The sequence below is a fragment of the Amycolatopsis sp. NPDC003861 genome (assembly GCF_053605405.1).
The window spans coordinates 1-19,954 of record NZ_JBSGJD010000089.1; the positions used below are offsets into that span (position 1 = coordinate 1).

Annotated in this window: 22 protein-coding genes; 4 read left to right on the forward strand and 18 right to left on the reverse strand. The window is 70.3% G+C overall.

Annotation, left to right across the window (positions count from 1 at the left end; translation table 11 throughout):
• Positions 1-66: 66 nt before the first annotated feature.
• Together ACWEVN_RS22410 and ACWEVN_RS22415 are read right to left on the reverse strand one after the other, a co-directional pair.
• Positions 67-1,275, reverse strand: a complete 1,209-nt coding sequence (locus tag ACWEVN_RS22410; protein ID WP_452052559.1) for a DUF445 domain-containing protein — start codon at positions 1,273-1,275, stop codon at positions 67-69.
• Positions 1,276-1,314: 39 nt separating this feature from the next.
• Positions 1,315-2,490, reverse strand: a complete 1,176-nt coding sequence (locus tag ACWEVN_RS22415) for a DUF445 domain-containing protein (RefSeq protein WP_449686441.1) — start codon at positions 2,488-2,490, stop codon at positions 1,315-1,317.
• A gap of 161 nt (positions 2,491-2,651) precedes the next feature.
• Here ACWEVN_RS22415 and ACWEVN_RS22420 point away from each other — a divergent pair, with 161 nt between their 5' ends.
• Both ACWEVN_RS22420 and ACWEVN_RS22425 read left to right on the forward strand, forming a co-directional pair.
• Positions 2,652-3,578 (forward strand): hypothetical protein, encoded by a 927-nt coding sequence (locus ACWEVN_RS22420; protein ID WP_449686412.1) that lies wholly within the window; start codon positions 2,652-2,654, stop codon positions 3,576-3,578.
• A gap of 149 nt (positions 3,579-3,727) precedes the next feature.
• On the forward strand, positions 3,728-4,378 hold the full coding sequence (locus ACWEVN_RS22425) for a class II aldolase/adducin family protein (RefSeq protein ID WP_449686413.1): 651 nt from the start codon (positions 3,728-3,730) through the stop codon (positions 4,376-4,378).
• Here the strand turns inward: ACWEVN_RS22425 and ACWEVN_RS22430 are convergent.
• From ACWEVN_RS22430 to ACWEVN_RS22495, 14 genes are all read right to left on the reverse strand, one after another.
• A complete protein-coding gene (locus ACWEVN_RS22430) occupies positions 4,375-5,028 on the reverse strand; it encodes an HD domain-containing protein (RefSeq protein WP_449686414.1) in 654 nt (217 codons plus the stop codon). The two genes, ACWEVN_RS22425 and ACWEVN_RS22430, sit on opposite strands and share 4 nt — an antisense overlap.
• A gap of 73 nt (positions 5,029-5,101) precedes the next feature.
• A complete protein-coding gene (locus ACWEVN_RS22435) occupies positions 5,102-5,740 on the reverse strand; it encodes a hypothetical protein (protein WP_449686415.1) in 639 nt (212 codons plus the stop codon).
• A gap of 2 nt (positions 5,741-5,742) precedes the next feature.
• The gene (locus ACWEVN_RS22440; RefSeq protein ID WP_449686416.1) at positions 5,743-6,756 is read right to left on the reverse strand and encodes a hypothetical protein; all 1,014 of its coding nucleotides are present in this window, start codon (positions 6,754-6,756) and stop codon (positions 5,743-5,745) included.
• Between the two features lie 183 nt (positions 6,757-6,939).
• The gene (locus ACWEVN_RS22445; RefSeq protein ID WP_452052560.1) at positions 6,940-7,521 is read right to left on the reverse strand and encodes a transglutaminase domain-containing protein; all 582 of its coding nucleotides are present in this window, start codon (positions 7,519-7,521) and stop codon (positions 6,940-6,942) included.
• A 73-nt stretch (positions 7,522-7,594) separates the two neighbouring features.
• Positions 7,595-8,200: a histidine phosphatase family protein gene (locus ACWEVN_RS22450; RefSeq protein ID WP_449686418.1), complete on the reverse strand. Its 606-nt coding sequence runs from the start codon at positions 8,198-8,200 to the stop codon at positions 7,595-7,597.
• A gap of 182 nt (positions 8,201-8,382) precedes the next feature.
• Entirely contained in the window at positions 8,383-9,816 is a 1,434-nt protein-coding gene (locus ACWEVN_RS22455) for an MBOAT family O-acyltransferase (protein WP_449686419.1), read from the reverse strand.
• A 53-nt stretch (positions 9,817-9,869) separates the two neighbouring features.
• Positions 9,870-10,826 (reverse strand): 23S rRNA (guanosine(2251)-2'-O)-methyltransferase RlmB, encoded by a 957-nt coding sequence (gene rlmB / locus ACWEVN_RS22460; protein WP_449686420.1) that lies wholly within the window; start codon positions 10,824-10,826, stop codon positions 9,870-9,872.
• A gap of 29 nt (positions 10,827-10,855) precedes the next feature.
• Positions 10,856-12,244 (reverse strand): cysteine--tRNA ligase, encoded by a 1,389-nt coding sequence (cysS, locus tag ACWEVN_RS22465; protein ID WP_452052561.1) that lies wholly within the window; start codon positions 12,242-12,244, stop codon positions 10,856-10,858.
• Positions 12,245-12,287: 43 nt separating this feature from the next.
• The gene (locus ACWEVN_RS22470; protein WP_449686422.1) at positions 12,288-12,974 is read right to left on the reverse strand and encodes an HAD family hydrolase; all 687 of its coding nucleotides are present in this window, start codon (positions 12,972-12,974) and stop codon (positions 12,288-12,290) included.
• 22 nt (positions 12,975-12,996) lie between these two features.
• Entirely contained in the window at positions 12,997-13,392 is a 396-nt protein-coding gene (locus ACWEVN_RS22475; RefSeq protein WP_452052562.1) for a PPOX class F420-dependent oxidoreductase, read from the reverse strand.
• A gap of 10 nt (positions 13,393-13,402) precedes the next feature.
• Positions 13,403-13,798 (reverse strand): PPOX class F420-dependent oxidoreductase, encoded by a 396-nt coding sequence (locus ACWEVN_RS22480; protein ID WP_310968961.1) that lies wholly within the window; start codon positions 13,796-13,798, stop codon positions 13,403-13,405.
• Between the two features lie 28 nt (positions 13,799-13,826).
• Complete coding sequence (gene ispF / locus ACWEVN_RS22485) at positions 13,827-14,294, reverse strand: 2-C-methyl-D-erythritol 2,4-cyclodiphosphate synthase (protein WP_449686424.1); 468 nt, start codon at positions 14,292-14,294, stop codon at positions 13,827-13,829.
• On the reverse strand, positions 14,291-14,905 hold the full coding sequence (locus ACWEVN_RS22490) for an IspD/TarI family cytidylyltransferase (RefSeq protein ID WP_452052563.1): 615 nt from the start codon (positions 14,903-14,905) through the stop codon (positions 14,291-14,293). Before ACWEVN_RS22490 ends, ispF begins: the two co-directional genes overlap by 4 nt.
• Positions 14,906-14,962: 57 nt before the next feature.
• Entirely contained in the window at positions 14,963-15,454 is a 492-nt protein-coding gene (locus tag ACWEVN_RS22495) for a CarD family transcriptional regulator (protein WP_004559016.1), read from the reverse strand.
• A 286-nt stretch (positions 15,455-15,740) separates the two neighbouring features.
• On the opposite strand from ACWEVN_RS22495, the gene ACWEVN_RS22500 reads away from it, so the two are divergent.
• Both ACWEVN_RS22500 and radA read left to right on the forward strand, forming a co-directional pair.
• Positions 15,741-16,430: a hypothetical protein gene (locus ACWEVN_RS22500; protein WP_449686426.1), complete on the forward strand. Its 690-nt coding sequence runs from the start codon at positions 15,741-15,743 to the stop codon at positions 16,428-16,430.
• Between the two features lie 353 nt (positions 16,431-16,783).
• A complete protein-coding gene (gene radA / locus ACWEVN_RS22505) occupies positions 16,784-18,142 on the forward strand; it encodes a DNA repair protein RadA (protein ID WP_310968947.1) in 1,359 nt (452 codons plus the stop codon).
• On the opposite strand, the gene ACWEVN_RS22510 is transcribed toward radA, so the two are convergent.
• Positions 18,143-19,252, reverse strand: coding sequence for a CU044_5270 family protein (locus tag ACWEVN_RS22510; protein ID WP_452052564.1), 1,110 nt, complete (start codon positions 19,250-19,252; stop codon positions 18,143-18,145).
• Positions 19,245-19,838, reverse strand: coding sequence for an RNA polymerase sigma factor (locus tag ACWEVN_RS22515; protein WP_452052565.1), 594 nt, complete (start codon positions 19,836-19,838; stop codon positions 19,245-19,247). The genes ACWEVN_RS22510 and ACWEVN_RS22515 overlap by 8 nt, the downstream gene beginning before the upstream one ends.
• Positions 19,839-19,954 lie beyond the last annotated feature (116 nt).

The following is a 19,954-nucleotide window of genomic DNA, read 5'->3' on the forward strand; positions in this document are numbered from 1 at the left end:
GCGTCAGACGCACCGAACGCCACGTTGGGTGCGCTGGACGCACCCAACGCCACATTGGGGCGCTTGTCAGCCCAGCATCAGCAGGACCTGCAGCTCTCCGACCACGAATCCGATCACCCCGCCGACGGCGATCAGCTTCCACTCGTCCTGGCGGAACGCCGGCCGCAGCAACCCCTCGAACTCCAGCGGCGTCAACGCCAGCATCCGTTGCTCGATCACCTTCGCGACGTCCATCGCCTCGGTGAGGTACCCCTCGGCGTAGCGGGCCGTGTCCGGCAGTTGCTCCAGGGCCTTCCGCGCCGCCGCCTGCTTCATCTCCTTCAGCCGGGTGCCGCCGACGGTCCAGGCCAGGGGCATCTGCGCGTCGACCGTTTCCGACACCAGGTGCTCCACCCGGGCGGCCAGGCGGTCGGCGCGGGGGCCGCGCAGGATCGCGTCCAGCAGGTTCTGGACCGTGAGGACCTCCTTCGCGATCAGCTCGCCGTACTGCCGCGCGACCTCGGCGCGGCGGCGCTGGAACTTGCCCTGGAAGATCACCCGGCCCACCCGCACCGGCTCGCGGGGCACGAAGATCAGCTTGATGGCCAGCCAGTCCGTGCACAGCCCGATGACGCCGCCGAAGGCCGGCAGCACCCACGGCTCGCGGGTGAACGCCCACACGATCGTCTGGACCAGGCCCAGCCCGAACCCGAAGTAGATGCCCATCCGCGCGATGAAGGCCATCTCCGGGCGGGACGTCTCGCGGATCAGCCGGACGAGCAGTTTCTTGTCGCGCGTCAGCCGCTGGACCGTCATGTGCTGGACGTCGAGGACCTCGTCGAGGTTCTCGCGGACGTCGTCGAGGAACTCCCGGACCAGCCGCGGTGCCGACGCCTGGACCTGCTTGATCAGCATTTCCTGCGCCAGCGTCGGCAGGACCTCCCACAGCCGCGGGTGGTGCTCGGCCAGCACCTCGCGCGCGGTGTGGTCGACCGCGCGCAGCAGCGGCTGCTCGAGCTCGCTGGTGATGATGACGGGGTCGATCCGCTCGAGCACCTCCCGGAGGTCGAGCAGGTTCGCCGTGAGCAGCTCGGTCGCGACCGCGGCCATCCGCCCGCCGTGTTTCGGGACGACGCCCTGCCAGCCGAGCAGCGGCGGGAGCCCGACGAAGTCGAGGGGCCGGAACATCATCTCGATGGCCACGCGCTTGGTGACGTACCCGATCAGCGCGGCCACGAACGGCATCGCCGCGTAAAGCGGCCAGTGCAGGGCGAGGTCGTGCAGGACAGCGTCCATTCCGGCCTCCTCGCGATCCCGAGATCGAAACCGTACCGGCTACCCGAGCAGGGCGAGCACCTGCAGTTCCCCGACGAGCCCGCCGATCACCGCGCCGACGGCGATCAGCTTCCACTCGTCCTGCCGGAAGGCCGGCCGCAGCAGCTGCTCGAACTCGAGCGCGCTCAGCCGCTTCATCCGGTCGACGATCGTGTTGCGCACGTCGAGGGCGTTGACCGCGTAGTCCTCGGCATGCCGGATCGTCTCCGGGACGCGCTCCGCGGCCTTCGCCGCCGCCGTCTGCTTCATCTCCTGGAACCGTTTCGTGCCGACGGCCATGGCGACGAACGGCTTGACGACGCTCGCCTGCGCGTCGATCGTCTTCTGCACCTCGCGGGTGATCAGCGCGAACAGCTTGTCGGACTTCGGGCCGCGCAGCACCGCTTCCAGGAGGTTCGGGATGGTGATGATCTCGCGCGCGATCATGTCGCCGTAGTCGGCGGCCACCTGGTCGCGCCGCTTCTGGAAGACGCCCTGCCAGGTGTAGAGGCCGAAGAACCGCTTCGGCTCGCGCGGCAGGAAGATCATCTTCAGGGCCAGCCAGTCGGTGAGCCAGCCGATGCCGAGGCCGAACAGCGGCAGCACGATCGGCGACTTCGTCAGTGCCCACACGACGAGCTGCACGCAGCCGAGGGCGAACCCGAACGCGAGCCCCGAACGGGCGATGAACCGCATTTCGGGCCGGGAGATGTCCCGGATCAGCCGGTTCAGCAGCGCTTTGTCGCGGACCAGGTTCGTCACGACCATGTGCTTGAGGTCGAGGACGTCCTCGATGTTGCCGGCGATCTCCCGCATGATCTTCGTGATCGCCTTCGGCGCCTCGGCCTGGACGCGCTTGAGCAGCAGCTGCTGCGCGCTGTTCGGCAGGACCTCCCACAGCCGCGGCTGGTAGGTCTCCATCACCTCGCGGGTGACGTCCTCGACGACCCGGAGCAGCGGCTGCTCGATCTCCTTCGCCACCTCGGCCGGGTCGAGCCGGGCGAAGATCTCCTTCGGGTCGACGAGGGTGGTCGTCAGCATCTCGGTGGCGGTGGCCGCCATCCGCTCGGCGTTCGCGGGCAGCACGCCCTGCCAGCCGAGGAACGGCTTGACGCCCACGAACTCGAGCGGCCGGAACATCATCTCGATGGCGACGCGCTTGGTGACGTAGCCGATCAGCGCCGCGATGACCGGCATGGTGACGTACACCTGCCAGTGCGTGCCGAAGTCCACGCGCGCACGTTAGCGGCTCGGTGCCGGACCGGGTGGAATGCCATGCGTCACGACGGGTTACCGAAATCGTGATGCATCCTTTTGGCGGTACGCATCGAAGGTCCCCGGCTCATTAAGGTGGCCCGATGGTCGCGCCTGAGAAGCCCCAGTCCGCCCCGAAGACCGCCCAGTTCGCCGTGGGTGTCCGCGGGTACAACCAGCGTCAGGTAGACGAGCGTCTCGCCGAGCTGACCAAGGAGCTTCGCGAGACATCCCGCAACCGCGACGACGCCGTCGCGACGTCCGCGGATCTGACGAAGGCGCTCGCGTACGCGCAGAAGGAGCTGGCCGAGACGAAGGCCGCTCTGGCCAGGATGAGCTCGAGCCCGTCCGGCGCGGGAGCCATGGCCGAGCGCGTCCGCATGATGATGCAGCTCGCCGAGGAGGAGATCGCGGACCTCCGCTCGGCGGCGGAGGCGGACGCGGCTTCGACCCGCGACCAGGCGGACAAGTACGCGCACGAGACCCGCCGCACGGCCGACAAGCTGGCGAAGGACGCGGAGGAAGAGCGCGCGCGCCTCCTGTCGCAGGCCAAGGGCGAGATCGAGAAGCTGAACGCGGCGGCCGGGGCGAAGAGGGTAGAGCAGGCGGCGGCGGCCGAGAGGGCACGCAAGGAAGCGGACGCGGCAGCCGAGGAGGCGGCGGCGGCGCTGCGCGAGGAAGCGGACCGGAAGGCGGCGGAGGAGCTGGCCGCGCGGAAGAAGGCCTTCGAGGAGGAGTTCGCGCGGAAGAAGCAGGAGACGGAGGCGGCCCTGGCTTCGGCGCAGGCGTCGCAGGCTTCGGCGGACCAGAACCGGAAGCTGGCCCTGGACCTGAGGGCGAAGGTGGCCGACCGAATCGCGGCGACGGATGAGGCGGTGAAGGAAGCCATGCGCTTGCTGGCCCCGCCGGAGGACGCTGCCTCGGCCGAGAAGCCGGCTGCGGCTCCGGCTCCGGCTGCGAACGGGGACCGGAAGCCGGCTCCGGCGCCGAAGGCTTCTCCCGCTTCTCCCGCGGCTCCGGCCAAGGCTTAGTCGCCCACACCGGGCTGGGTTGTCCACGGATCACGGGAGCCCAGCCCACCCGGCACAGCGCGTGAATCCCCCGGCCGGGGAGGTGGCCGACACTCGGGGGTGACTGGCAGTCTGCAGATGCCGATCACCCACGAGACAGGACCCTGCGCATGATCCTCGAGACCGAGCGGGCCGCCGTGTGCGCCTATGCGCGCCGGATGGTCGGTGACGGCCTGGTCGTCGGCACCTCCGGGAACGTCTCCGTGCGGGGCGGTGATCTCGTCGCCGTCACGCCCACCGGGGTTCCCTACGCGAGCCTCACCCCCGCCGACATCCCCGTCGTCGACCTCGGCGGGCAGGTCGTCGACGGGGCACTCAAGCCGACCAGCGAACTCCCCATGCACCTGTCCGTCTATTGGGACGTCCGCGACCCCGACGGTGAGCCCGTGACCGCCGTCGTGCACACGCACTCGCCGCACGCCACCGCCGTCTCCACCCTGGTGCGTGAGGTTCCTCCAATCCACTACATCGTCGCCACCGTCGGGCCCTCGGTGCGCGTTGCGCGCTACGCCACCTACGGCACACCGGAGCTCGCGGCCGCCGTGCTGGAGGCGCTCGAAGGACGCCGGGGCTGCCTCATGGCCAACCACGGCACCCTCACCTACGGCGACGGCCTCGAAGCCGCCTACCACCGGGCCCAGCAGCTCGAATGGGCCTGCCGCGTGTGGCTGCTCGCCCAGAGCGCCGGCCGGCCCAGCCTGCTGCCGCCGCCCGAGGTGGCGAACGTCGTCGAACGGCTGCGGGGCTACGGGCAGGGCTAGGACGCCACCGCGTCCAGCAGCTCCGCCACCGTCGGGTCGTCGACCGCCTCCTTGATGCACTGCCACAGCTGCAGGTTGGCCGTCGCCCAGTGGGAGTACGTCGCCGCCGCCTCCGGGTTGTAGAAGTAATAGCCCTCGTCGTGGACGTCGCACTGCTCGCCGACGATCTTGTCGGCCAGCTCGCGCAGGCTCAGGCCGTTTTCGCGCAAATACCGGTGCGCCAGCACCACCGGCGTCACCGGCAACGCCTTGAACAACGTATCCGCGTCGCTCAGGGCCTGCGCTTCCAGCGAAATGTCCCGGCCGCGGGTGGCCATTTCGGCTTCGTCGACGATCTCGTCGATCCACCGCGCGATCCGCGGCGGGACACCGCATTCGGCGAGGATTTCCAGCCGCAGGCTGCGGCCCGCCGCGGCCGGTGAGTTCCGGAGCACCAGGTAGTTGACGTCGTGCACCAGCGCGGCGACCTGCACCACCGCCTCGTCGGCGCCGTTGTGCCGGGCGAAACCGGCCGCCTTCGCGCGGACGAAACTGACGTGGTGCCAGCCGTGGAACTGCAGCCGGTCGGCGTACTGCCGGCAGAGCCGGTGCACCCGGTTCTCGACGGCGTCGACGATCACGTGGTCGATCGTGCTTTCCTGCGTGCGCATACACCTCTCCCATCCCGGCCGTGGTGTTCAGACGGGTGGAGTAATGGTAAGCGCCGCTGACGCCGGTGTGTAGCTAGATGCGGTCGGCCAATTCCCCCAATCGGACCTCGACCGGAACGTGACGATGACCGATTCCGCTGGCCGGATCGAAAGACAAGCTGAAACTGCTCACCGGGCGTGATTTAACGAGGAAAGTCATCGTTCCGGTGGCCGCTTCGGGGATCCGGTGGAATTCGTCGGCCAGCATGGTGGCGCACGCGCCGGCCGCGCAGAGCGTCCGGCGCCGCAACCGCGCGGACGCGATCAGCCCGGTGCCGGCGTCGATCGTCGTCTCGTACCGCTCGTGCAGGTAGTCACCACGGAGGATCGTGGTGCAGAAGTGGTACCGGTGGTTGTGCACGGAATCGGCGTACCCCTCCCGCCAGTCCTGCTGCGCCTTGTATTCGTGCAGCCAGAAGGAAAACGGGTCGGACGGCGAATCGAGCAGGCACCAGGCGAAGTGGGTGGTCGTTTCGCGGGACGAGCGCAGGACCTTGGTGGCCTGCGCGGCGGACAAAGCGCGCAGCTGCGTGCGCAGTTCGTCCCGCAGGCCGGACTGGGCGGCCCACGGCCGGAACCAGCCGTCGACCGCGCGCCAGTCCGCGGCGAGCGGGAATCCGGCCGTGCGCAGGCGCGTGGCCAGTTCGGACAGGGGGGACAGGCGGGTGAGCAAGGTCAGCTCCCTAGCTCGGCGACTGCGGAGAACTCCGCGCGGAAGGCGTGGAACTTGCCCTCCAGCTCGCGGAACTGCTCCTCGGACAACGGGGATCCGGTGATCTTCTCGAACAGCGCCAGGAAATCCGTCCGCGTCGTCGCGGACGTGATGCGGAAGTGGCGGCCGGTCCGGGACTGCGAGACGCGCACGAATTCGGCGCGTTCCATGTTGTAGAGGAAGGAACCTTCGGTGAATCGCAGGGACCGCGGGTACAGCTTCGTGGCGCCGCGGACGTCGCTGTAGAGCGACACCCACACGCTGTCGTCGAACATCTCGAGCCGGTCCAGCGGCGGGTCGGCGACCACGGTGATGTCGACCGACGCGCAGCGGCTGCGCGCCAGGAAGAGGCCGACGAGCCCGATCTTGATCTCTTCGTCGAGCCGGCTCTGGATCTGCTCGGAGTCGACGTCGGCCGCCTCACGGCGCAGCAGGTAGCGGGCGCGCCCGCTGATCGAACTCGCGTCGCGCGGATCGGCGATGACCGCCCGCAGTTCCCGCTCGGTGCGGGAAAGCAGCAGCCGGGCGGCCGCGTGGCGACCGGAGAACCCGCGGAAGAAGTACTGCCGGGTCGCGTCGAGGTCGGCCATCAGCGCGCGGTTGAACGCGGGGTCGGGATCGGTCGTCGCCTCGAAGACGTCGGTCGGGAAGAACTCCTTGTTCAGCGCGCGGTACTCGGCGCTCAGGTCCTCCAACGCGCGCCGGCTCTCCTCGATCACCGGGGTCACGAGCGCCTTCTGCGACGCGCTCGCGGTGATCAGGGTCTGGCCGAACCCGACGATCGCGGAGATCAGGGTGCCGGTGCCCAGCGACGTCACCAGGTTCTTCCCGGTGCCGGGGTCCATCAGGCCGGCGATCCACAGGCTCAGGCCGGCGACCACGACGAGCACCGTGAGGAGCAGGCTCGTCCTGGTCCAGAAGATCTCTTGCAGTGGGGTACGGCGGAGGCGTCCGCCAGCCGCGGCCACGTGCTTCACCTCCCTCGAACCACCCGAACGGACGTATGCGTAAAGTGTCTGTTCGAGCGCGGGGAGTCACTTTACGCCCGTCGCGGGGTGTGCGAAATAAGAAGTTCGGGGGACAAGACTGACGGACAGGCGTCACTCTCGGCAATAATTTACCGGATCGGCCGGTTTTCCGAAAATGCCGGAAAACCATGATCAAAGCGTGCGGGGCAGGCCGTTTTCGTACCAGCCGGGGCCCGGTGCGGCGGTCATCAGGAAATCCACCACGGCCGGTGCGGGGGCCGGGTGGATCTCCGGGTGATCGCGTTCGCCGCCGGCGGTGTCCACCGGCCAGGCCAGTTTTTCCGCGTCGAGCGAAAACTCGCCGCCGGCGCCGGTGCGGTTGCCGCGCGCGTCCAGCCGCGACCACTTACCGTGCAGGTGAACGGCATTCAGCCCGTGCAGCGCGGAGAGCTCCTGGTAGCAGAACCCAGCCGGAATCCCTTGTGCGCGCAGCAAAGCGGCGAGCAGGTGGGCCTTCGCGTAGCAGATTCCGACGCGCTCGCGCAGGACGTCCGAGGCCCGCCAGGTGACGCGCGGGTCGGCGGCGTCGATGACGTGTTCGACCTCGTCGCGCACGAAGAGGAACGCGGTTTTCGCGGCTTCGACGGGATCGCCGTCCACGGGACGCAGGGTGTCGGCCAGCGCCTGGATCGACGGGTGTCCGTGATCGACGACGGCGTCGGCCGCGAGGTAGTCGCTCAGCCGATCGGACGTCGGCGTTGGCGCGGGATTCATCCGCGCATCCTGACACGCTGGGCCGTTCGGGCGAGAGCCGATTTACGCGGTGGTCACTTCTTGTGGTCGCCGATTACGGAACGTAAAAGTCGGGCGGAAAGCCCGTCCAGCGGAGTTCGGCGGGGAGGTGGCTCAGGTCGTTGTAGGTCAACAGGGCCGCGGGGCGTCCCGGCGAGTACTGGATGACGGTGAGGCCGGCGTTGGCGTGGGTCAGGGTGAGCCACCGCCACGGCGGGGCGTCCTGCGCGGCGCGGACGAGCCAGCCGACGAGGAAGTTGTGCGTGACGAGCACGTCGTACCGCGGCTCGGCCCCGGGAACGGGCCCGCTGAACCGGCGTTCGGCTTCGGCGGCGAGTTCTTCGTCGGCGGGCGGGAGTTGACGGGCGAAGGCCAGCAGGAGGTCGCCGGAGGTCTCGGGGAGCTCCTCGCGCTTCGGCGTGTACGGGACGAAGTCGCCTGCCGCCTTCTCGGTGTGGACGGGGACGCTGGGCAGCTGACTCGCGATGAGGTGGGCCGTTTCGGTGGTGCGGAGGAGCGGGCCGTGGTGGATCGCCGTCACCGGGACGTCCCGGAGGCGTCGCCCGAGGAGGACGGCCTGGCGCCGACCCGCGTCCGTCAGTCTTCCGTCCGGCGCCGCCTCCGCGTGGCGGGTGAGGAAGAGGTAGCGGGTGGTCAGCACCCGGTCAGGGTGTCACGGTTAAGCCGTTCGGGTCAGTGTTTCGGCTCGCTCAGGCGATGGGGACGAGGGCGCTGGCTCGGGACGAATTGTCGGCAGGGTTCACCCCTCCCGCCCGAACGCCGGATTGTTCAGCGGCCGCGTATCGGTTCGGCAGGGGGTGTGGTTGGCGGGGATGCTTTTGCTCAGAACTGGTAGTACAAGAACGGGCTGAACGTTCCTGTCGCGATCAGGATTGCCGCGTACAGCAGGCCCGCCGTCATCACTCCGATTCTCAGCGCCGTTGCCGGGCGGCTTCGGCTCGACTCCAGCAACGGGCCCGTCACCGGGTGGGCCGGGAGCGCGAACACGGCCAATGCCGCCAGCAGCAGGACCAGGCGCTGGTTGGTGAACGCCTGCTCCACGCTGGGCCCCAGGCCGGAGAAGTCCGGGATCAGCATGTGGCCGATCATCGACAGCGCGTGTCCGATGTCCGGGGACCTGAAGAACACCCAGCCGAACACCACCAGCAGCATCGTCAACGCTCGGCGCAGGTGGCGTTTCCAGGGCGTTGACGGGTCCAGGTCCAGGCCGAACCGGCGCTCGATCACCAGGAGCGCTCCGTGGTAGCAGCCCCAGACCAGGAACGTCCACTGGGCTCCGTGCCAGAAGCCCGTCAACACGAACACGATGCACAGGTTCCGGTACGTCTTGGCCGCTCCGTGGCGGTTGCCGCCCAGGGGGATGTACACGTAGTCGCGGAACCAGCGGCTCAAGCTCATGTGCCAGCGGCGCCAGAACTCCGTGATCGTCACCGAGGAATACGGCCTCGCGAAGTTCTCCGGCAACCGGAAACCCAGCATGCGGCCCAGGCCGATGGCCATGTCCGAGTAACCCGAGAAGTCGAAGAACAGCTGGAGCGTGTAGCCGATCGCGCCCAGCCAGGCCGTGGCGAACGTCATCTGGTCCGGGGGGACCTTGAAACACGCGTCCACCAGCGGGCCCAGCGAGTCCGCGATGATCGCCTTCTTGCACAGGCCCAGTGCGAACCTCGGGAAGCCCGCCGCGATGTCGTCCAGGCGATGGGAGCGCAGCTGGGGCAGCTGGTCCGCGATCTCCCGGTACCGCACGATCGGGCCCGCCACCAGCTGCGGGAACATCGCGATGTACGCCGTGAACGCCACCGGGTTGCGCAGGGCCTGGCGCTCCCCGCGGTAGATGTCGACCACGTACGAGATGTGGTGGAACGTGTAGAACGAGATGCCGATCGGCACCACCAGGCTCGCCACCGGCACGCTGCCGCCGAACCAGTGGGCCACCGCCGCGATCTGCTGGGTGGCGAAGCCCGCGTACTTCCAGATCAGCAGCACCGCGACGTCCAGCGCCACCACCGCGATGAGGATCCGGCGCCGGCGGACGCCGTGGACGTCCCACGGGCTGGGCGCCAGGAGGGGGCCGACCAGGAAGTTGACGACCATGCAGCCGAGCAGCAGGAACACGAACGCGCCCGCACCGATCGTGTAGAACAGCAGGCTCGCCACCGCGATGATGCCGTTCCGCCAGCTCCGCGGGCACACCAGCACGGCGATGAGCACCGCCGGCATGAAGTACCACAGGAAGAGCGGCGAAACGAACGACATCGGGTCCCCTCGGTTTATCCGACGGTGACCTTAACCCGGCTGGGTGACCGGGGTCAGACCCGCCCGGCGGCACGACGGCGGCGCGCCACCTCCGCGAGCAGGACGCCCGCCGCCACCGAGGCGTTCAACGACTCGACGCCCGCCGCCATCGGGATCGACACCGTGGCGTCGCACGTCTCGCGGACCAGGCGGGACAGGCCGCGGCCCTCCGAGCCCAGCACGATGACCAGCGGGTCCGCCGCCAGCTCCAGCTCGTCGATGTCGACCGACCCGTCGGCGTCCAGGCCGACCAGCATCAGGCCTTCGTTCGCCCACGCCTTGAGCTGGCGCGTCAGGTTCGTCGCCACCGCGATCGGCAGCTTCGCCGCCGTGCCCGCGCTCGTGCGCCACGCCACCGCCGTCATGCCCGCGCTGCGCCGCTCCGGCAGCAGCACGCCCTGCGCCCCGAACGCGGCCGCCGAGCGGATCACCGCGCCCAGGTTGCGGGGATCGGTGACGCCGTCCAGCGCGACGAACAGCGGCGTCTGGCCCGAGTTGCGGGCCACCGCCATCAGGTCGTCCGGGTGGGCGTACTCGAACGGCGGAACCTGCAGGCCCAGGCCCTGGTGCATGGCCCGGTTCGTCTTGCGGTCCAGCTCCTCGCGCGGGATCTCCAGGATGGAGATGCCCTTGTCGCCGGCCAGCCGGACGGCCTCGTTGACGCGCTCGTCGATGTCGATGTTCAGCGCGACGTACAGCGCCGTGCCCGGGACGTCCGCGCGCAGCGCCTCGACCACCGGGTTGCGCCCGGCGATCAGCTCCGGCTTGTCGGCCTTCCGCTGCCGGGCCTGGTCGCGCTTGGTCTGGGCGTTCGCCTGGCGGTAGGCCTTGTGCCCGGGACGGTCCTCCGCCTTCGGGGTCGGCCCCTTGCCTTCGAGGGCCTTGCGGCGCTGACCGCCCGAGCCGACGACGGCACCCTTCTTGGTGCCCGTCTTGCGGATCGCGCCCTGGCGCCGCGAATTGCCTGCCATGGTGAAAGTTCCTTGCCTAGAAAGCCGGTTCAGTCGGACTTCACAGTCCACTGAGGACCGTTGGGGGTGTCCTCCACCACGATGCCCGCCTGCGAAAGGCGGTCACGGGCGGCGTCCGCGCGGGCGAAGTCCTTCTCGGCCCGGGCCTGCTGGCGCTCGGCCAGCAGCCCTTCGACGATCCGGGCCAGCGCTTCCTGGGTGGGCGTGTCGGAACCGCCCGCCTCGGACCAGCGCGCGGACAGCGGGTCGAGGCCGAGCACGTCGGTCATCGCGCGGACGGCCGCGGCGAATTCGAGTGCCTTGGAGGTGTCGCCCGCGTCGAGGGCGGCGTTACCGTCCCGGACCGTGGTGTGGACCACGGCGAACGCCTGCGGGGTGGCGAGGTCGTCGTCGAGCGCGTTCGCGAACGCCTCGGGGATCGTGCCGATCGTCACTTCGCCCGCCTGGGCGGCGCGGCGCAGGAACGTCTCGATCCGCCGGTAGCCCTGCGCGGCCTCGGAGACCGCCGCGTCGGAGTACTCGATCGTCGACCGGTAGTGCGGCTGGACCAGGTAGTACCGCAGTTCCGGGGCCCGGTAGCGGTCCAGCATCGCCGGGATCGACACGGTGTTGCCGAGCGACTTCGACATCTTCTCGCCCGACATGGTCACCCAGGCGTTGTGCAGCCAGAACCGCGCGAAGGTGTCGCCGGCCGCGTTCGACTGGGCGCGCTCGTTTTCGTGGTGCGGGAAGACCAGGTCGATGCCGCCGCCGTGGATGTCGAACTCACGCCCGAGGTACGCCGTCGCCATCGCCGAGCACTCCAGGTGCCAGCCCGGCCTGCCCTGCCCCCACGGCGTCGGCCACGACGGCTCGCCCGGCTTCGCGCTCTTCCACATGGTGAAGTCGCGCGGGTCGCGCTTGCCGCGGGTCGGCGTCTCGCCCTGCTGGACGTCCTCGAGGACCTGGCCGGAGAGCTTGCCGTAGTCGTCGAACGACTTGACCGAGAAGTAGACGTCGCCGTCCGCGATGTAGCCGTGGCCGCTCTCGATGAGGCGCTCCATCAGCTCGACCATCTGGGTGACGTGCCCGGTCGCGCGCGGGTTGATCGACGGCGGCAGGCAGCCCAGCTGCTCGTACGCGGTTTCGAAGGCGCGCTCGTGCGTCGCGCCCCACTCCCACCAGGGCCGCTCGTTCTCGGCGGCCTTGGTCAGGATCTTGTCGTCGATGTCCGTGACGTTGCGGACCAGCAGCACGTCCAGTCCACTGTGGACGAGCCAGCGGCGCAGGACGTCGTAGTTCAGGACGCCGCGGACGTGCCCGATGTGCGGCACGCCCTGCACGGTGGCCCCGCACACGTAGATCGACGCTGTTCCGCTACGGACGGGGTGGAACTCCCGTACGCTCCGGGTCGCTGTGTCGAAAAGGTGAAGGGCCACCCTCAAAGGGTACGGGGTCGGGCGAGAGGAATATCTCTGGCCCTCAGCCGGCGCCGTGGGTGCGCAACGCCGTGAGCAGGGCGTCCGGCCGCTCGGCCGTGGGCAGCGGGTCGACCAGCGCGAACTCGCAGCCCAGGGCGCGAGCGCCGCCATCGGCTTCCTCGCTGTCGCCGACCATCAGCGTCTCGGTCGCCGGGACGCCGAGCGACTCGACGGCCTTGCGGAAGATCTCCAGCTCCGGTTTGACCGCGCCGACCTCGAAGGACAGCACGAAGGCGTCGACGTAGGCGTCCCACCCGCGGGCGGCGAAGGCGGGCCGGATGTCGAAGGCGATGTTGCTCAGCACGCCGACCTTCAGGCCCCGCTCGGCAGCGGCCTTGAGCGCGGCTTCGGTGTCCGGGTACGGCGTCCATTGGCTGGGATCGATGAGCCGGTCGTACAGCGCCTTCGCCTGGTCCGCGTGCGGGACGCCGGACTTCTTGAGCACCTCGAGGTACACCTTCCGGTGCAGCTCGGGGTCCCGGTCCCGGTGGTGCCACGCGTGCAGGTGCTCGGCGTCGAGCTCGACGACCTGCCCGACCGGGGCGGTCATCCGGCGCATCAGCTCGGCCTGCGCCTCGATGTCGAGCGGGTCACCGTTGTGGTTCGTCAGTGCGGTGAGCCAGGACTCGTCCTGCTCGAGCCGGAAGAGCGTGCCGGAGAAGTCGAACAACACCGCCCTGATCGTCATGGTTTCCACCCTAACCGGACCCTCAGGCCGAATGCCCTGTGATGTGTTCGGGGACAACCCGCACCAGCACGCGCACGACGTCGGCCGGCTCGGGCGGGAAGTCCTTGCCGACGTACTTGCGCGAGAGCTCGTCGATCAGCTCGCGGCCACCCTCGACGGTGACCTCGGCGCGCCCGCGGATCTCGACGTAGTTCTCCGGATCGGCCAGGTCGAAGACCGAGATCGACACGCGCGGGTCGCGCCGGATGTTGCGTTCCTTGCGGCGGCCCTGGACGGTCGCGAAGACGACGGTGTCCCCGTCCCGGCGCGCCCAGACGACCGAGCTCTGCGGCGAGCCGTCGGCGTTGGTCGTGGCGACGACGGGGTAGTTGGTGCCGTCGAGCAGGGCCCTGGTGGCCTCGTTGAAAGTCACAGCCATGGTCTGGACCCTATTTCACGTTGCCGGCGATCTTCTCGGTTTTCAGGCGCACGACCACCCGCTGGACATCGGCGCCCTCGGGCGGCGGATCCTCGGCGAGGTACTTGTGGCTGAGTGTCTTGGGCAGCGTCTTGCCGGGGTCGGGGGTGATGGTGACGCGGCCGCGCAGCTGCGTGTGCCGGTAGGGGTTCTCGGCGTCGGTGATGGAGACGCTGATGCGGGGATCGCGCCGCAGGTTGCGGACCTTCCGCCGGTCCTCGGTCGCGCTGAAGACGAGCTCGCCGTCGTCGAGCCCGACCCAGACGACGGAGGTCTGCGGGCTCCCGTCGGGATCGAGGGTGGCGACCGTGGCGAAGTTCTTCCCGTCGATCAGCGCGCGGACGTCGTCCGAGAGAGTGAGGGCCATATCACGCCGAACGGGCGCGGGTGAGGGCCTATTCCGCCGCGAGCAGCAGTGCCGTCGCGAAGGCCGCGATGCCCTCGCCGCGGCCCGTCAACCCGAGGCCGTCCGAGGTCGTGCCCGATACGCTCACCGGGCCGCCCACCGCCTCCGACAGCACCTTCTGGGCCTCGTCGCGCCGCTTGCCGACGCGCGGGGAGTTGCCCACGATCTGGACCGTGGCGTTCGCCACCCGCCAGCCCGCCGCCTCGATCAGGCCGCGGACCTCGGCCAGCATGTCCGTCCCGTGGGCGCCGTCCATGCGGGGGTCGCCCGTGCCGAACACCGCGCCCAGGTCGCCGAGGCCGGCCGCCGACAGGAGGGCGTCGCACAGCGCGTGCGCTGCGACGTCTCCGTCCGAATGGCCCGCGCAGCCGTCCGCCTCCGGCCACAACAGGCCCGCCATCCAGCACTCGCGGCCCTTTTCGACCGGGTGGACGTCCACGCCGTTGCCGATCCTCACAGCGTCTCCTCGTTCTTCGGTGCCGCCGCGATCGCCTCGGCCAGGGACAATTCGAACTCGGTGGTGACGCGCATCGCGTCCGGGTGGCCCTCGACCGTCGCCGCGCCGGCCGGCGCGAGATCGGGCCGGAACGCCCCGAACGCGTAGCCCACCGGAGTCTGGAGGGTGCGCAGGCGCGAACGGTCCTGGGTGCCGACGATCAGCGAAGCCGCGTCGGTCACCTTCACCGTGTCTGCCATCGGCAGCACCGGCACGACGACCGGCTCGCCGTCACGGACCGCGTTGATCACGTCACGGACTGTTTGCGCATGGATGAAGGCCCGCAGCGCGTCGTGGAGGAGTACAACTGAGTCACGGGCGAGTTCGGGCTCGACGGCGGCGAAGGCCTGCCGGAGCGTGCCGGGCACCACCCGGCAGCCGAGACCGCGGACGGCCTCGGAAAACGACGAAGCACACCGCTGGGGGGCCACTACGAGCACCAGATCGATCTCCGGTACGCCGAGCAGCCCCCGCACGGTGTGCGTGAGTAGCGCCTCACCATGGACCGGCGTGAGAGCTGACTCTCCGTCGGAGGCATGATGTGCGACGGTCACGATCGCGACGACGTTCATCGGTACGCGATCGTAGAGGCACCCACCCTCCCGCAAGGGCAGGGCACCTGGCGGTGCTCAGACCGTCGCGGTTTCCAGAACTTCGTCGAGGAGGACCTCAGCCTTGTCCTCGTCGGTGCCCTCCGCGAGCGCGAGCTCGCTGACCAGAATTTGCCGCGCCTTCGCCAGCATGCGCTTCTCACCGGCTGAAAGTCCGCGGTCCTTCTCTCGCCGCCAGAGGTCGCGCACCACTTCGGCCACCTTGTTCACATCGCCGGAGGCGAGCTTCTCGAGGTTGGCCTTGTACCGACGAGACCAGTTGGTGGGCTCTTCGGTGTGCGGAGCACGCAGAACGTCGAAGACCTTGTCCAGTCCTTCTTGCCCGACGACATCGCGGACGCCGACGATTTCGGCGTTGTCTGCGGGCACGCGAACCGTGAGATCCCCTTGCGCGACCTTGAGGACGAGGTACTTCTTTTCCTCGCCCTTGATCACACGGGTCTCGATGGCTTCGATGAGTGCGGCACCGTGGTGCGGGTAGACGACGGTCTCTCCGACCTTGAAAACCATGTGTCCTCTGCCCCTTTCGCTGACTCCATCCTAGCACGGGCCGCCAGTGCCCACCTAGCGGGCCGGACTCGTCCTCGCAGGTCAGCGGCCTGGCCGGGGGTTGACAAACGTCGGACCCCCGTGCTCACGCAGGTAGCGGGGAAGCGTTTCGTCACAGGCTGGGAATTCCTTTGTGGACGGTTGATCTTGGTCGCCGCGTCCCGGCAACGCACACCCGTTCCGCGGCGGAGATCGACCCCGGCTAGTCTTCGGGGCGACGAGGCCGTGAAAAGGGAAGGACTGCGACGTGAGGCTGCAGAATCGTCGCGTGCTCGGCGCGGGCGTGCTGGCGCTCGGTGCCGCGCTCGTGCTCGCCGGGTGCGGGGCCGGCCAGATCACCCAGACCGACTCGCAGCAGCCCGCGGTCAACGGCACGCACGCCCAGGTCAAGACCATCGACCTGCGCAACGCGGCCGTCCAGTACCCGACGTCGGGCCCGGGCTACGCGGCCGGCGCCACCCCGAAGCTGACCCTGACGATCGTCAACCGGGGCGCCCAGGACGACTCGCTCGTCTCGGTGACCACCGAAGACGGCACCCAGGCGACCATCGAGGGTTCCAAGACCGTCGTCGCCATGCACTCGCTGGTGATCGGCCCGGACGACGCCGTCGAGTCGACGAACGAGGTGCAGTCCACCGGCGCGCCGACGTCGTCGCCGAGCACGCCGACGTCCACCGCCACGCCGACCGGCAGCAGCTCGGCCACCAACAGCCCGGGCAACAACCTGACCGCGACGGCCACCTCCGAGGTCCCGTCGTCCGGCCCGGCCGCGACGCCGACCGCGCCGGAGAAGATCGGCCAGGCCACCGTGACGCTGCCCGCGCTGAAGCAGCCGCTCTGGCCGGGCCAGGTCATCAAGGTCACGTTCGTCTTCCAGAACGCCGGGCCGGTGACGGTCGAGCTGCCGGTCGCGGCGCCGGCGCACGCCAAGGAGTAGGTCCCGCCCGCCGCCCGCCGATGGTGAGCGGCCCGGGTCGGACTCCGGGGTAGGTCCGCCCGCCGATGGCGAGCGGCCCGGGTCGGCAACTCCGGCCCGCCGCTCGCGGCTGGTGGGTTCGACCGGCCCGCCGCCGGGCTCCCACGCCGACCGCCTCTCCGAGGCAGGTCCGGCCGGGCCTTTCGGGCTTCGGCAGAACCTTCTGGTGTGCGCTGCCCATGGTCGGCGCGCTCGGCCGGGGTGGCCGCCGAGTTCTCGGATGAGCGCCTTCCGGCGAGCGGATTCCTCCTCCGCCGAGAGGCTCCGGGCCGGGGGTCCCCGGTTTTGTCGGTGGTCGCCGATAGCCTCGCGGGGTGAAGAAAGGGACCACCTACCGCTGCGGGAGCTGCGGGTACGAAGCGGCCAAGTGGCTGGGCCGCTGTCCGGAGTGCCAGGAATGGGGCTCGTTCGAGGAACGCGGCGCACCCGCGAAGCCGGCCATCCAGCGCGTCGCCGCCGGGGCGCCGAGTGCGCCCGCGCGGCCGATCGGCGAGGTCGACGTCGAAGCCGCGCGCGCCCGGCGCACCGGGGTGCCGGAGCTCGACCGGGTGCTCGGCGGCGGCCTGGTGCCGGGCGCGGTGGTGCTGCTCGCCGGTGAGCCCGGCGTTGGCAAGTCGACCCTGCTGCTCGAGGTCGCCTACCAGTGGGCGAAGACGGTCGACCGGTCCCTCTACGTCACCGGCGAGGAATCCGCGGGCCAGGTCCGGTTGCGCGCCGAGCGAACGGGCAACGTCCACGAGCGGATGTACCTGGCCGCCGAGAGTGACCTTTCCGCCATCCTCGGGCACGTCGACGACGTCAAGCCCGGCGTGCTGATCGTCGACTCGGTGCAGACCATGGCGTCGCCGCAGGTCGACGGCTCGCCCGGCGGGGTGACGCAGGTCCGCGCGGTGACGTCCGGGCTGGTCGCGCTGGCCAAGGAGCGCGGGCTGCCGGTGGTGCTCGTGGGGCACGTCACGAAGGACGGCTCGGTGGCCGGCCCGCGGGTGCTGGAGCACCTGGTGGACGTCGTGCTGCAGTTCGAGGGCGACAAGCACTCGACCCTGCGGATGGTCCGCGGCATCAAGAACCGGTTCGGCGCGGCCGACGAGATCGGCTGCTTCGAACTGCAGGAGGAGGGCATCGTCGGGGTGCCGGACCCGTCGGGGCTGTTCATGAGCCGCACCGCCGAGCCGGTGTCCGGCACGGCGATCACCGTCTCGCTGGAGGGCAAGCGGCCGCTGCTGGGCGAGGTCCAGGCGCTGGTGTCGTCGACGGCGGCCCCGCAGCCGCGGCGCGCGGTCAGCGGCCTCGACTCCGCGCGGGTCGCCATGGTGCTCGCGGTGCTGGAGAAGCGCGGCGGGCTCAAGCTCGGCGACAAGGACGTCTACGCGGCCACCGTCGGCGGCATGAAGATCACCGAACCGGGTATCGACCTGGCGCTCGTGCTGGCGCTGACGTCGAGCTTCGGCGACGTCGCCCTGTCGCCGCGGCTCGTCTCGGTGGGCGAGGTCGGGCTGGCGGGCGAGATCCGGCGCGTGCCGAGCGTGGGTCGCCGCCTGGCGGAGGCGGCCCGGCTCGGGTTCACGCACGCGCTGGTCCCGCCGGACTCGGGCAAGCCACCCGCCGGGATCCGGGTGCTGGAGGTCGCGAACGTCGCGGACGCGCTGAACGCGGCCGGCCATGCGCGCTGATCACCCGGAGGTGCGCGTGATGTCGTAGAAGTACTGTGCGTCCGGGGCGTCGTGCCGGTCCGGGCCCAGGGGGAACCGCGTGGTCGTGGTGTTCGGCGCCACCGAGTTCGGCGGGGGCGCGCCCGTGCTGATCGGCACCTCGTTCCGGCCGGTGATCACCGTCGCGGGCGAGATGTCCGCGGCCAGCAGCCGCGCGGTCGCGGGGTCGACGAACAGCCGCACGCCGGTCTCCTTGGCCACGTAGACGGTGGCCGGCCGGTTGTCCGGCGTCGTCCGCTGCGGGACGACGAGGATGTTCGGGATGGCGGCGAGCGCGTCGATCAGCGCGAACCGGACGTCCGGCCGGAGCAGGCCGGTCGCCAGCGCACTGCGCGCCATGCCGAGCGACTCCGTGGCGGAGTGCGCCCGGCCCTGCCCGGGATCCTTGACGTCGACCGTGTCGAACCGCAGCCGCTTGAGCAGCTTCTCCGTGTCGGGGACGAGCGAAGCGACGAACGCGGCGTCCGGGCTCAGCCAGTTCGTGAACGGCGTGTTCCAGAACGGCTTGCTCTCCCCGGAGAAGTTCGGCCGGCCGGGGAACACCCCACCGGGCCCGTACTCGTCGACGGGCTCGGGGAGCGGTTCGGCGGACCGGCCGTCCGCCCAGTGCGGCTGCGCCGCCAGCGTCGTGCGCCGGTGCCACACGCCGGTGGGGTCGGCCGGGATCCAGAGCTCGACGCGCCGCTCGGCCTTGATCGCGAACGTCTTGCCGAAGTACGTCGTCCAGTCGCGCTGCTCCGCGTAGTGGAACTCGCCGGGCGCGAGCGGCCGGTCGGGATCGGCGGCGGGCCCGGCGGGCCGCGACGTCTCCGGCGGGTCGGGCGCCCACACAGCGGCGGCGACACCGAGGCCGCCGACCAGGGTGACGACGGCCGCGGCCACCGCGAGCCACCGCCACGCCCCGCTCGTGCGCGGTCGGGCGGGCGGAGCCTCCTCGACGCCGGCCGCCGCGAGCAGGGACGCGCGGGCGAACGCGAGCCCGTCGTCTTCGCCGACGTCGCTGTTCAGGTCCTCGAGCGCCGCGTCGAGTTCGGCTTCGGACCAGATCTTCCGGACGTTGTCTTCACGCAAGGTCCTGCACCTCCTCGGGGGTCGGGGCGTTCGTCCTGAGCCAGCGTCTGATCCGGTGCAACCGCGACCGGACGGTACCCGGCGGGATGCCCAGCGCCTCGGCGACCTCGGCCGGCTCGAGCCCGGCCCACGAGACGAGCAGCAGCGTGTCGCGGTCGGCCGGGCTGAGCCGGGCCAGCGCGCCGGCCAGCTGCGCGGCCCGCACCTGGGCGTCGACCTGCTCGGCGACGCGGCCGTCGTGGCCCGCGTGAGTCGCTTCGCCGGTCCTCGCGAGCCGCGCGGTGGCCTGCAGCCCGCGCAGTTCGGACCGCACGTGGTGGCGCAGCAGGTTGGTGGCGATGCCGTAGAGCCACGACCGGGCGGTGCCCAGCTCGGGCCGGTAGGACTCCCGCCGCCGCAGCGCGACGAGGAAGGTCTCGGCGACGAGGTCGTTCGCCGGTTCGGCCCCGACGCGGCGGGCCAGGTACCGCCGCAGCTGCGCGGCGTGGGCGTCGAAGAGCCGCCCGAACGCCGGCCCGGGCTCGGGTCCGCCCAGGTCCGGACGGTCGTGCCCCCAGAGCTCCGAGCCCTCGTGGATCACCTGCATGCCCCCAGTTGCCCGCAGCGTTCGCGAGCGTTCACGGCCGAGCCTACTTTCGTCGTGATCCATCCAGGGCCAGGTGAGGGACAACGTCGGATCTTGCCGAGATCATCCTCAGGTGA